11 protein-coding genes and 1 tRNA gene are annotated in these 12,542 nt (G+C 64.0%); 7 read left to right on the top strand and 5 right to left on the bottom strand.

The window, feature by feature from the left end; translation table 11 throughout:
* Window positions 1-28: 28 nt before the first annotated feature.
* Window positions 29-1,864, bottom strand: a complete 1,836-nt coding sequence (locus NKJ28_RS01185; protein WP_352633655.1) for a M3 family oligoendopeptidase — start codon at window positions 1,862-1,864, stop codon at window positions 29-31.
* A 152-nt stretch (window positions 1,865-2,016) separates the two neighbouring features.
* Between NKJ28_RS01185 and NKJ28_RS01180 the strand changes: the two genes are divergently transcribed.
* From NKJ28_RS01180 to NKJ28_RS01170, 3 genes are all read left to right on the top strand, one after another.
* Window positions 2,017-3,579: a sigma-54-dependent transcriptional regulator gene (locus NKJ28_RS01180; protein ID WP_352633653.1), complete on the top strand. Its 1,563-nt coding sequence runs from the start codon at window positions 2,017-2,019 to the stop codon at window positions 3,577-3,579.
* A 359-nt stretch (window positions 3,580-3,938) separates the two neighbouring features.
* The gene (mepK, locus tag NKJ28_RS01175) at window positions 3,939-5,807 is read left to right on the top strand and encodes a peptidoglycan L,D-endopeptidase MepK (RefSeq protein WP_023675407.1); all 1,869 of its coding nucleotides are present in this window, start codon (window positions 3,939-3,941) and stop codon (window positions 5,805-5,807) included.
* Window positions 5,808-5,891: 84 nt separating this feature from the next.
* Window positions 5,892-5,965: transfer RNA gene (locus NKJ28_RS01170), tRNA-Gln, on the top strand.
* 47 nt (window positions 5,966-6,012) lie between these two features.
* Here the strand turns inward: NKJ28_RS01170 and NKJ28_RS01165 are convergent.
* Window positions 6,013-6,651: a 2-dehydro-3-deoxy-phosphogluconate aldolase gene (locus tag NKJ28_RS01165; RefSeq protein WP_352469543.1), complete on the bottom strand. Its 639-nt coding sequence runs from the start codon at window positions 6,649-6,651 to the stop codon at window positions 6,013-6,015.
* A 169-nt stretch (window positions 6,652-6,820) separates the two neighbouring features.
* On the opposite strand from NKJ28_RS01165, the gene trhO reads away from it, so the two are divergent.
* The gene (trhO, locus tag NKJ28_RS01160; protein WP_023675408.1) at window positions 6,821-7,741 is read left to right on the top strand and encodes an oxygen-dependent tRNA uridine(34) hydroxylase TrhO; all 921 of its coding nucleotides are present in this window, start codon (window positions 6,821-6,823) and stop codon (window positions 7,739-7,741) included.
* A gap of 22 nt (window positions 7,742-7,763) precedes the next feature.
* Here trhO and NKJ28_RS01155 read toward each other — a convergent pair whose 3' ends face one another.
* Window positions 7,764-8,123, bottom strand: coding sequence for a YybH family protein (locus NKJ28_RS01155; protein ID WP_023675409.1), 360 nt, complete (start codon window positions 8,121-8,123; stop codon window positions 7,764-7,766).
* 277 nt (window positions 8,124-8,400) lie between these two features.
* Between NKJ28_RS01155 and NKJ28_RS01150 the strand changes: the two genes are divergently transcribed.
* Together NKJ28_RS01150 and NKJ28_RS01145 are read left to right on the top strand one after the other, a co-directional pair.
* Entirely contained in the window at window positions 8,401-9,147 is a 747-nt protein-coding gene (locus NKJ28_RS01150) for a tellurite resistance TerB family protein (RefSeq protein ID WP_352576091.1), read from the top strand.
* A 222-nt stretch (window positions 9,148-9,369) separates the two neighbouring features.
* Entirely contained in the window at window positions 9,370-10,125 is a 756-nt protein-coding gene (locus NKJ28_RS01145) for an SDR family oxidoreductase (protein WP_352633650.1), read from the top strand.
* Window positions 10,126-10,148: 23 nt separating this feature from the next.
* On the opposite strand, the gene NKJ28_RS01140 is transcribed toward NKJ28_RS01145, so the two are convergent.
* Both NKJ28_RS01140 and NKJ28_RS01135 read right to left on the bottom strand, forming a co-directional pair.
* Window positions 10,149-10,529 (bottom strand): YciI family protein, encoded by a 381-nt coding sequence (locus NKJ28_RS01140; RefSeq protein WP_254816974.1) that lies wholly within the window; start codon window positions 10,527-10,529, stop codon window positions 10,149-10,151.
* Between the two features lie 22 nt (window positions 10,530-10,551).
* Window positions 10,552-11,736: a pyridoxal phosphate-dependent aminotransferase gene (locus tag NKJ28_RS01135; RefSeq protein ID WP_352488769.1), complete on the bottom strand. Its 1,185-nt coding sequence runs from the start codon at window positions 11,734-11,736 to the stop codon at window positions 10,552-10,554.
* 83 nt (window positions 11,737-11,819) lie between these two features.
* Between NKJ28_RS01135 and NKJ28_RS01130 the strand changes: the two genes are divergently transcribed.
* Window positions 11,820-12,506, top strand: a complete 687-nt coding sequence (locus NKJ28_RS01130) for a GNAT family N-acetyltransferase (RefSeq protein WP_352633648.1) — start codon at window positions 11,820-11,822, stop codon at window positions 12,504-12,506.
* Window positions 12,507-12,542: the final 36 nt, after the last annotated feature.

Below are 12,542 nucleotides of genomic sequence, written 5' to 3'. Positions count from 1 at the left end.
GGTGTTGCGCATCACCCAGTGTTGCGCATCAATTGTCCAGTGCTTCCAGCTCGTCGATCAGTCCGCTGATCACGCCAAGCCCGATCTGCCAGAAGGCAGGGTCGGCCGCGTCGAGGCCGAACGGCGCTAGAAGCTCGGAATGATGCTTGGTGCCGCCGGCGCGCAGCATGGCAAAATATTTCTCCTGAAAGCCGCGCTCGGCGTTCTGGTAGACCGCGTAGAGCGAGTTCACCAGGCAATCGCCGAATGCATAGGCATAGACGTAGAAAGGCGAGTGGATGAAGTGCGGGATATAGGTCCAGAAAATCTCGTACCCTTCGCGCAGCTTGATCGCCGGCCCGAGGCTTTCCGCCTGCACTTCCAACCAGAACTGGCCGAGCTTGTCGGAGGTCAGTTCGCCGCTCCTGCGCTCGGCATGCACTTTGCGCTCGAACTCGTAGAAGGCGATCTGGCGCACGACCGTGTTGATCATGTCCTCGACCTTCTGGGCGAGCATGGCCTTGCGTTCGCGCTTGTCGGTGGTCTGCTCGAGCAGCGAGCGGAAGGTCAGCATTTCGCCGAACACCGATGCGGTTTCGGCCAGCGTCAGCGGCGTCGACGCCATCAAGGCGCCCTGGCCGCCGGCCAGCACCTGGTGCACGCCGTGGCCGAGCTCGTGCGCCAGCGTCATCACGTCGCGCGGCTTGCCCATGTAGTTGAGCAGCACATAGGGGTGCGCCGAAGGCACGGTCGGATGCGCGAAGGCGCCAGGCGACTTGCCGGGTCTCACCGGTGCATCGATCCAGTTGCGGTCGAAGAAAGATCTGGCGATCTCCGCCATGTCGGGCGAAAAGCGCTGGTAGGCGGAAAGCACGGTGTTCTTGGCCTCGTCCCAGCCGATGACCGCCTGCGGGGTCTCCGGCAGGGGCGCATTGCGGTCCCAGTGGTTCATCACCTCCATGCCGAGCCAGCGCGCCTTCATCGCATAATAGCGATGCGACAGGCGCGGATAGGCGTCGCGAACCGCGGCGGCGAGTGCATCCACTACGCTGCGTTCGACGCGGTTGGCGAGATGGCGGGAATCGGCAATGTCCTCGAAGCCGCGCCAGCGGTCAGAAATCTCCTTGTCCTTGGCCAGCGTGTTGGTGACCAGCGTAAAGACGCGCAAATTCTTGCGGAATGTCGTGGCCAGCGCCTCGGACGCCCGGCGGCGCACCTCGCCGTCTGCGTCCTGCAGGCGATTGAGCGCCGGCTCCAGCGTCAGCTCCTCGCCGTCGACGTCGAAGCGCAAATCGGTCATCGTCTCGTCGAACAGGCGGTTCCAGGCCCCGCGCCCGGTGATCGACTTTTCGTGGAAGAGTTGCTCGATACGGTCTTCGAGCTGATAGGGCTTGTCCTTGCGCAGATCGAGCACCCAGGGCCGGTAGTGGGCGAAGGCGAGATCGGCGGCGAGTGCGTTTTCGATCGCGCCATCCTCGATGAGGTTCAGCTCGAGCGCGAAAAACAGCAGGTGCGCGCTGGCATCGGTCATCTTTTCCTGGATGTCGCCATAGAGCTTGGCGCGCTGTGGATCCGACGTGTTGCCGGCATAGACAAGCCCGGCATAGGAGACGATCCGGCCGATCAGCTCCTCCAGCGCTTCATAGGCCTGAAGCGCCTCGCCCAGCCTGCCGGCGCTGCCACGCCCGGCCTCGGCGGCGAGCGTGCCTTTCCAACGGCTCTCGAAGGCGATGGCATCGGCGGCGGCCTTGGCGATGTCGCGCTTCAACTCGGGCGCTTCCATGCCCGAATAGAGATCGGCCAGATTCCATTCCGGCAGGTCGCCAAGCTCCGCCACGCCCTGACCGGGCGCCGCCGCCAGCTTTCGAGCAAAAACCATGCGCATTGCCGATCCTTCCAGACACAAAAATTCGAGGAAACGAGAAGCCGGTCAAATCCTAAGGAATTCATTCACCGGGTTTTTTGAAAGCTTATTTAGAACCCTGTGCCAAGATGATCCATAGGGCGCATTCTCGGGCGGGCACGGTCGGATCAGTCATGGCAGCTTCCATACTCATAGTCGATGACGATCCCGTGCAGCGCAGGCTGCTCGAGGCGGCGGTGACGAAATTCGGCCACACCGCGATCGTCGCCGATGGCGGCGAGGCCGGTCTCGATCTCGTCGACGGGCCCAATGCGCGCGACGTCTCTGTGGTCATCCTCGACCTTATGATGCCCGGCCTCGACGGCATCGGCGTGCTGAAGGCGATGCGCGAGCGTGGCATCCACATTCCCGTCATCGTGCAGACCGCGCAGGGCGGCATCGAAACCGTCGTTTCGGCAATGCGTCACGGCGCCTTCGACTTCGTCGTCAAGCCGGCCTCTCCCGACAGGCTGCAGGCGTCGATCGGCAACGCCCTCAAGGTCGAAGCGCTCGAAGGCGAACTGAAGCGCTCGTCACGGCAGCGCGGCGGCCATCTGACGTTCAAGGACATGATCACCCACAGTCCGGCGATGGATCGGGTGATCCGGCTCGGCCGCAAGGCGGCGGCGTCCAACATTCCGATCCTGATCGAAGGTGAATCCGGCGTCGGCAAGGAACTGGTGGCGCGCGCCATCCAGGGCAGCGGCGACCGCCGCTCGAAACCCTTCGTCACCGTCAATTGCGGCGCCATCCCCGACAATCTGGTCGAATCGATCCTGTTCGGGCACGAGAAGGGCTCGTTCACCGGCGCCACCGAAAAACATACCGGCAAGTTCGTCGAAGCGCACACCGGCACGCTGTTCCTTGACGAAATCGGCGACCTGCCGCTCGACGTGCAGGTCAAGCTGTTGCGCGCCGTACAGGACGGCGAGGTCGATCCGGTTGGCGGGCGCTCGACCGTCAGGGTCGACATCAGGCTGATCTCGGCAACCCATCGCAACCTGCTGCAGCAGGTCAAGGACGGCAAGTTCCGCGAGGACCTGTTCTACCGGCTGAACGTCTATCCGATCTTCGTGCCGCCATTGCGCGACCGTCGCGACGACATCCCCTATCTGGTCGAGCACTTTATGGAGAAGGTGGCACCCGCCGATCCGCGCCACCGCCTGCGGGGCATCTCGGCTGCGGCGCTTGCCATGCTGCAGGCCTATGATTGGCCGGGCAATATAAGGCAGCTCGAAAATGCCGTCTTCCGGGCTTCGGTGCTTGCCGACGGCGACATGCTGACCGAAGAAGAGTTCCCGCAGATCCGGGCGCAAGTCGAGGGCACGGTCAATCTCGATTCGGGTATCGCCTTGCCAGCTCCAGGGGGGCCAACTCCAGGGTGGCCAGCTTCCGGAGTGGCTTCGGGCAGCCAGCCGCGCGACAACATATCGGCCGCTGGCGGCATCGCAGCCGCCGACGCCGATGCACCAGCCAAGCCTCGTTTCGGCACGCTGCGGGCGCTCGACGAGCGCGGCAATGTGCGTGCGCTGGCCGACGTCGAACTCGAAATGATCAAGCTCGCCATCGATCACTATAACGGCCAGATGAGCGAAGTCGCCCGCCGCCTCGGCATCGGCCGGTCGACGCTCTACCGCAAGCTCAAGGAATACGGCATCGACCCGGAAACCGGCCGCGTCGAACGGCTCGCTTCCTGAGTCATAGGGCCAGGCCGGTTCTCATCCGGACATCATTCCACGCAACTGCGCCTCGAAATGATGTGTTCGCCACAGTGTTCACGTATTAAGGCGGACGGTAACAGATCGTGTTTCGAGCTGGCGCCAAAACATGATCTAAACCAACGGTTTACCAAGATATCCTGCGCAATATTTTTGGCGGGATATCGCCACCGTGTTACCGCATTTCGGCTTCAATAAGCGATGATTAACCATTAGGATCGATATTCGGATGCACACACCTCGCATCCGTTTGGTCAAATCCGGGGACAAAACGGCAGCCTGCAAGGCCTTTTGATTTGAACAGAATCGAACGACACAAAAACGGGCGGCATTATCACATGAGCGTCTGGCCGAGATGGCTGGCAGCGGTGATTGTTGCCGTCGGGTTCCTTGCAGCGGCGGCAACCGGCGCCAGCGCCGAGACACGTTCGCTGAAGCTCTATCATCTCCACACGCATGAAAAGGCGGAGATCGTCTACAAGCGCAATGGCCGCTACGACCAGGCGGGCTTGCGAAAGATCAACATCATCCTGCGCGACTGGCGTCGCAACGAGCCGACCAAGATGGATCCGCGGCTGCTGGACCTTGTCTGGGAAGCGTACCGGGAGAGCGGCGCGACCGACTACATCCAGGTCGTCTGCGGCTATCGTTCGCCGGCCACGAATTCGATGCTGCGCAGCCGCAGCAGGGGCGTCGCCGAAAAAAGCCAGCACATGCTCGGCAGGGCGATGGATTTCTATATTCCCGGCGTGCCGCTGAAGAAGCTGCGCGACGTCGGCCTCAGGATGCAGGGCGGCGGCGTCGGCTACTATCCCAGCTCCGGCTCGCCCTTCGTGCATATGGATGTCGGCAATGTACGCCACTGGCCCGGCATCAGCCGCCAGGAACTGGCGCGCGTGTTCCCCAACGGCAAGACGTTGCATGTGCCGAGCGACGGCAAGCCGCTGCCTGGCTATCAACAGGCGCTCGCCTCCTACAAAGCCCGCAAGGGCGCCGGCGCGCCGGCCATTGAACTCGCCAGCGCAAGCGGCGGTGCCAAAAAATCCCGTGGCTTCCTGGCAGCCCTCTTCGGCGGTGGCGACGACGAGGCGGACGACAGCGCCGACGTGGCGATGGCCGAGCCAGCGCCAAAGCCCCGTAACGTGAAGCCGGCGCCATCCGCCAAGAGCAGCAACCTGCCTGGTATTGCTATCGTCGCGCCTCAGGATGCCAAGCGCGCCGAGATCCCGGAAGTCGCCGATGCTCCAGGGCCTGCGCCAGAACCGGAGAACGACACGCCGGAGACGATCATCGCGGCATTGCCGGCGCGCAGCATCCCGCTGCCGGATTTTGCTCCGCGTCCGAAGACCGACGTCGGCGCTCAGCCGCCTGAGAACGTTCCGTTCGGCGTGGCGGATGCGGCTGGATCGACTGAACAGGCGGTGGCGACCGCGCAAGCGCCGGCAAGCGTGACGCCGGCCAGTGTGGCACCGGCAAATGTTCCGTTCGGCATAGCAGACCCGTCTGCTGCCGCCGGCCCGGTGCAGGTCGTTGCAAACAATATTCCCGTGCCGAGCTGGCGGCCCGATCATTCGCTGCCGGCCGATCTTTCGCCGGCGGGTCTTGCGCCGCAGGACAAGCAAGTGTTGCTGGCGCTGGCAAGTGCGGCCGAGCGGAGCAACACCGCCACCGACGCATTCTCGGTATTGCCGTCGGCGCGGCCCGACAGTTCCCAGCCCGACGAGGTCAAGGCCGTTCTGGAAAGGGTCAGCGCGACCGACGAATACAAGGTCGCGTCGCTTTCCGAGCAAGCATCGGTGTTCGAGGAACCGGCGAGCGACGACGGGGCATTGAGCGACGGGGCATCGCCGCGCGAGGCCATCGTTGCCCGCGCGGCCGGCTCCGATCCGGCCGCCGTCATCGGTGCAGGCGTGAAGACCACACGCAAGGAACCCAGGGCCACCGCCCGCGACCTGAAGCCCGGCCCCAAGCCGGTGGTGGTCGCCGCCGCGCCGCAGGCCGCCCGGTGGGCGCTGCACAGCGGTGAGTATGTCGCAACCGTTTCAGATGCGACAACCGCGCCGCGCTACGCCTACGACTTCGTCCGTACGGCACCGAGCGAGGTCTATACGATAGGCTTCCAACCGGGCAACGAGATGGCCGACGCAAACCGGTTCACCGGCAAAGCCGTCAAGTTCATGTCGGTTGCCCGCTTCAAGACTGAGTAGGCCGCGCTGGGCACCTCGCGTGACTGCCTCCACCGCCGGCACTGGCTTCCTTCATCCAGGGATGCTAACCACTGGTCGGCATTCTCCCGCTTCGTCTAATGGTAGGACAGCGCCCTTTGAAGGCGTGAATCGTGGTTCGAGCCCATGAGCGGGAACCAGCCGGCGAACCAGATCGGCGGCGGCTTTTGATGCAGAAGATGCTAGTCTAGCGCCCGAGCTTGCTTGCCGCGCGCGCCAAGGCTTCGATCTCGTCCCATTTGCCGGCCTTCACCAGATCGTCCGGCGCCACCCAGGAACCGCCGACGCAGATGACGTTGGGCAGGCTGAGGTAGTCGGCGGCGTTCTTGCCGGTGATACCGCCGGTCGGGCAGAATTTCACGTCGGCAAGCGGCGAGGCGAAAGCCTTGAGCGAGGCAATGCCGCCCGATTGTTCGGCCGGGAAGAATTTCAGAAAGCGCAGGCCGGCTTCGCGCGCGGCCATGACCTCTCCAGGCGTGATGGCGCCGGGCAGCAACGGCACGTCGCTGTCCTTGGCTGCCGCGAGAAGCTCGCGGGTGATGCCGGGGCTGACGATGAATTTCGAACCGGCGGCCGCCGCCTCGCCGAACTGGCGGGCGTCCAGGATGGTGCCGGCGCCGACGACGGCGTCTTCGACCTCGCCTGCCACCCGGCGGATCGCCTCCAGCGCGTCGGCGGTGCGCAGCGTGATCTCGATCGCCGGCAGGCCGCCGCGGGCCAGCGCCCGGGCCAGCGGCACCGCGTCGGCGGGATTGGCGATCTTCAGCACCGGTATGACCGGCTGGCCGTTGAGGAGCGACAGGAGCTTTTCGGTCGTGCTGGGCATTCGTCGTCTCTCCTCTGTTGATCAAGTCGACCGGTTAGCAGAAGGCGGTTTTTCTGTCCACGAAACGCGGCGTGTCGCGATGTCACGCGTGGTGTTCGAAACCCGTCGCGAGTGGACCGCTCTCGGCTCTGCCTTGATCCGGCTGTCGTGAGCGTTTAGTGGCTTGGAGATGACACTGTCCAGCCAAGCCTTCCGTGTTGCCGCGCTTTACCGCTTCGCTCGGCTCGACACCTTCGAGGCGCTGCGCGCGCCGCTTGCCGCCTTCTGCTGCGTACGCGGCATCAAAGGCACGCTGCTGTTGGCGCGTGAGGGCATCAACGGCACGGTCGCCGGCAGTGAAACGGCAATCGCGGCGCTCATCGATCATCTCGAATCCATCGACGGTCTCGCCGGTCTCGAGATCAAATACAGCAACGCCGCAACGATGCCGTTCCACCGCATGAAGGTGCGGTTGAAGCGCGAGATCGTCACCATGGGCGTGGACAATATCGATCCGGCGGCAGGTGCAGGCACCTATGTCACGCCGGCCGACTGGAATGCACTGATCTCGGATACGGGTACCATCGTCATCGACACGCGCAACGCCTACGAGGTATCGCTCGGCACCTTTAAGGGCGCTGTCGATCCCGCCACCAGCAGCTTCCGCGAATTCCCGGCCTGGGTCGAGCAGCATCGGCACGAGCTAGACGGGCGCAAGGTCGCCATGTTCTGCACCGGCGGCATACGCTGCGAGAAGGCGACGGCCTATGTGAAGTCGCTCGGTTTGGAGGATGTGTTCCACCTCAAGGGCGGCATTCTGAAATATCTCGAGGACGTGCCCGCCGAACAGAGCCTCTGGCAAGGCGAATGCTTCGTCTTCGACGAGCGCGTTTCGGTATCGCACGGGCTGGTCGAAGGCGAGGCCGAACTCTGCCGCGCCTGTCGGCATCCGCTAGCCGCCGAAGACCGGCTGTCGCCGAGATATGCTACCGGCGTTTCATGCCCGCATTGCTTCGATGCCCGCTCGGACGAAGATCGCGCCCGCTACGCCGAGCGCCAGCACCAGGTCGAGCTGGCGCAAGCACGCGGCGACCGCCACATCGGAAGTTAGCTTCACGTTAAGCAACTTTACGTCAAGCAACAGCGAAGCGATCGATGACCCACAGCCATGTCCCGTCGCTCTGCCGGCGCGCGACCTCGGTGGTGATGGTGCCGTCGGGAAGCCGGGTCGAGGTCAGCGCCAGGTCGCCATTGACGACAGCCGGACGCTGATCTCCGGACTGAAATTTTCGGCCGGTTGCGGTGATCTCCGCGAACAGCCCCCGGATGGCTTCGCGGCCGAACGTCAGCTGTCCGCCACCGCTGTCGATGACGGCATGCTGCTCGAAAAGCGCGGCCATGCCGTCAATGTCTCCGACCCATTGCCGTGAAATCAGCAGGCGCTCCAGTTCCTGGGGATCGCGTGCCGGCTGGCGGTCTGTCTCATCGGTCATGCCAGGCTCCTCTCAAGCGACATGCCGCGACATTAGTCGAAGTCGGGGGCGGTTTCGACACGTCCAATGTCCAGAGCGTCGCGTGTTTTTTGGGCGCGGAAGGAGGCTGCAGCACTGTGATTTCCGCGTGAAATCCCAGCAGATGTCGGTGCGAGGTCATGCGTGGCAGCGGGCAAAAGGATGCGCCGCGTCATTGTAATGTCAAACTGCGGGACCTAGGTCTTCGACGTGCAAACCTGCCCGCGCACCTTCGGCCGGGCCAATTCTGGAGGCATAGATGTTCGATCCCAAGAAGCTCCTCGACGATCTGCTCGGCTCGCAAATTCCCGGCACCGGATCGACCGTCCGCGACAAGGCCGGGCAGGCGGTGCAGATGGCCAAGGACAATCCGCTTGCAGCCGGTGCGCTGGCCGCGGTGCTGCTCGGAACCGGCCCAGGCCGCCAGGTCACCGGTGCGGCGGTGAAGCTTGGTGGGTTGGCTGCGATCGGCGGCCTCGCCTACAAGGCCTACCAGAACTACAAGAACGGCAACGCGCCGGCCGAGACGCAAGCTGCAGGCGAACCGGAATTGCTGCCGCCGCCGGCCGATACCGCCTTCCATCCGTCGCAAGCGCCGCAGGGCGAAGACGAATTCACGCTGACGCTGGTCAGGGCGATGATCTCGGCGGCGAAGGCCGACGGCCACGTCGATGACGAAGAGCGGCAGAAGATCGCCGGCAAGCTCAGCCTCGCCGGCGTCGGCGCCGAAGCGGAGAAATTCCTGATGTCGGAACTCGAGGCGCCGCTCGATCTGGATGTGCTGATCGCCGGCGCCAAGACCGATGCGCAAAAGCTGGAACTCTACACCGCCTCGCGTCTTGCCATCGATCCGGACACGCGGGCCGAACGCGGCTATCTCGACCTGCTTGCCGGCCGTCTCGGCCTGCCGGACGCGCTGGTCGATCATGTCGAGGCGACGGTGACGGCGGCGAAGGTGCCGGCAGCGGGCAGCACGGCCAAGCCGGTGAGCGGTTCGCGCTGGTAGCTTGGGGGAGGAGCCTCGGAGAGCTCGGCGGCATTCGCGTTAGCTTCTCGTTAATCCGGTGGGCGCATGATTCAGGCAGTCGGATCGGCTTTCCTCCTCCCAAGCCCGGTTCGGATCAGGGGCGGTCGCTAATGGCCGCCCTTTTTGCGAGCACAGCCGTTGCGCCGGCTTGCCATGGTTCCCGTCATTTGCGATGCCTCATCCCTTTCAGGGAGTACAGCCATGACCGACTATAAAACCGCCATCGTCACCGGCGCCGGTACGGGCATCGGCAAAAGCGTCGCCACGGCGCTGCTCAAGGCCGGCTGGATTACGGTCTTCTGCGGTCGCCGCAAGCCGGTGCTGGAGGATGCGATCGCCGCGGCCGGGCCGACACAGGCCAAAGCATTGGCCTTCGCCTGCGACATCAGCAAGGCCGATCAGGTCGACGATCTGTTCGAGACGGTGGCTGCGGCTTTCGGGCGCGTCGACCTGCTCTTCAACAATGCCGGCACGAGCTACAAATCGACGTTGATCGACGACATCCCGGTCGACGTGTGGAACGACATCGTCGGGGTCAACCTGACCGGCTCGTTCCTGTGCGCTCGCGCCGCTTTCGGCGCTATGCGCAGGCAGCAGCCGATGGGCGGCCGCATCATCAACAACGGCTCGGTATCGGCCTATGCGCCACGGCCGGGCTCGGTGCCCTATACGGCGACCAAGCACGCCATCACCGGGCTGACCAAGACGCTGGCGCTGGACGGCAGGCCCTTCGACATTGCTTGCGGCCAGATCGACATCGGCAACGCGCTGACCGACATGGCGCAAGCGATGACGGTCGGCGTGCCGCAAGCCAACGGCACCATTGCCGCCGAAGCGGTGATGGATGTCGAGCGCGTCGCCGATGCCGTCCTCCATATGGCCAGCCTGCCGCTCGACGCCAACGTGCTGTTCATGACCGTGATGGCGACGAAGATGCCATTTGTCGGGCGAGGCTAAATTGGTCTCAACCCGGTCCTAAATCAGGGCCGGGTGACCGGAAGCGGCACGCCGGGTAAATATAGCGAAATCGGGCGGATTTCGTAGACGGCGGTCGGATTGACGCGGCGAAGGTCGCGCGCAATGTCGATGGCGGCGTCACGGTTGGCGCAGTCGACGACATAGAGCCCCAGCAATTGTTCCTTGGTCTCGGCGAAGGGGCCGTCGATAACCATTCCGGTGCCTGGCCCGCGCAAGGTGCAGGCGTCTTGTGTCGCGCCGAGCCGGGCCGCCGGCCCAAGGGTGCCTTGCCGGTAGAGCCGATCGTTGATCTGGAGAAGATCGGTCATCAGCGCCGCATCCTGCTCAGGCGTCAGTGCCGTGATTGCTTCTTCCTCGTGATAGGCAAGAATGGCATAGAACATCTGGCGTCTCCTTTCGTCGTCCTCACTTCGCCAGGAACGCCTCGATCCGCTCCAGCGCGCGCAGGATGTTCTCCTCGGAATTGGCGTAGGACAGCCTGACATAGCCTTCGCCGAGAATGCCGAAATCGGGGCCGCCGATCAGCGCCACGCCGGCATCCTCGAGCAGCGCCGAGGCGAGCTTCTTGGCCTTCCAGCCGGTCTTGGAAACATTGGGGAAGGCATAGAAGGCGCCTTTCGGCGTGATGCAGGAAACGCCGGGCAAGGCATTCAACCCCTCGACCACGACCTTCCTGCGGCGGTCGAAGGCGCGCATCATCTTGTCGACGTCGTCCTGCGGGCCGTCGATGGCGGCTATGCCGGCATACTGGCTCGGCGCGTTGACGCAGGACCAGCAATTGACCGCCAGCTTGCGCACCTTGTCGTAGAGATGCGCGCCCTTGTCGCCATTCGGCCAGATCGACCAGCCCATGCGCCAACCGGTCATCGCCCAGGTCTTCGACCAGCCGTTGAGCACGATCAGCCGGTCGCGGATTTCGGGGAAGGCGAGCAGCGAGCAGTGCGTCTCGCCGTCATAGGTCATCACGTCGTAGATCTCGTCGGAGAGGATGGCGACGTCCGGGTGCGCTTGCAGCCCCCTGACCAGCTTTTCAATCTCGGCGCGAGGCGTGACGCCGCCGGTCGGATTGGCCGGCGAGTTGAGGATCAGCAGCCTGGTCTTCGGGGTGATCAGCGCCAAGGTCTCCGCAGCCGAAAAGGCAAAGCCGTTCTCCTCGCGCATCGGCACCGGGATGGGGGCAGCACCGGTGAACTCGATCATCGAGCGGTAGATCGGAAAGCCGGGATCGGGATAGAGAATTTCGGCGCCCGGCTCGCCGAACATCAGGATGGCCGCGAACATGGTCGGCTTGCCGCCGGGCAGGATCATCACCGCTTCGGGCGAGACTTCGACGCCGGTGGTGGCTAGCGTGCGGCGGACCACCGCTTCGCGCGTCGCCAGCAGGCCGTTGGCCGGCGTATAGCCGTGATGGCCGTCGCGCAGCGCCTTGATCGCGGCCTCGACGATGTGCTGCGGCGTCTTGAAGTCGGGCTGGCCGATGCCGAGATTGACAATGTCGCGGCCCTGATGGGCAAGTGCCGTGGCACGCGCCAGCACTGCGAACGCATTTTCCTCGCCGAGGCGGTCGAAGGCCGAAATCGTGTGGAGCATTTTTCCTGTCCGTGTGGTTCTTTCAGCGAGCGTGCGTTTTTGTGAGCGTCCGCCCGCAAAAGTCAAACGGATTGGAGTTTTCGGTGTCGGAAAATCTCAAGAATTGGCAACCGCGCCCGCGGCCCGAACGCAAGGTGCTGGAGGGGCGAACTGTCAGGCTGGAGCCGCTCAACGCCGAAAAGCACGGCGACGGACTGTTTGAGGCCTCGTCGGTGGCCGATGTCGACGGCCGCTTTGCCTGGCTGCCAGACTACCCGCCGGAGAGCCGCGCCGCCTTCCAGCCATGGCTGGACAAGGCGGAAGCCAGCGAAGACCCGCTGTTCTTCACGGTCATCGACAAGGCCAGCGGCAAGGTCGCCGGGCGCCAGACGCTGATGCGCATCGACGCCGCCTACGGCGTCATCGAGATCGGCAACATCTATTGGGGCCCGCTGATCTCGCGTAAGCCGGCGGCGACGGAAGCGCAGTTCCTGTTCATGAAGTATGTCTTCGACGAGCTTGGCTACCGCCGCTACGAATGGAAATGCAACAACCGCAACGAGCCGTCGAAGCGCGCGGCGGAACGTTTCGGCTTCAAGTTCGAAGGCATTTTCCGTCAGCATCTTGTGGTCAAGGGCGAAAACCGCGATACCGCGTGGTATTCGATCATCGACAGGGAATGGCCTGATCTGCGCAGAGCCTATGAGGCGTGGCTCGATCCGGCTAATTTCGACAGCGAGGGCCAGCAGAAGCGGCGGCTCGAGGATTTCCGCGCCGAGTTCGGCGCCTGACCATGATCCCGAAAAGTGGACGCCGGTTTTCGGATA

The organism is Mesorhizobium sp. M0145, assembly GCF_040322355.1.
Taxonomy (GTDB): Bacteria; Pseudomonadota; Alphaproteobacteria; order Rhizobiales; family Rhizobiaceae; genus Mesorhizobium.
This window is presented reverse-complemented; position numbering and strand designations above follow the sequence as displayed.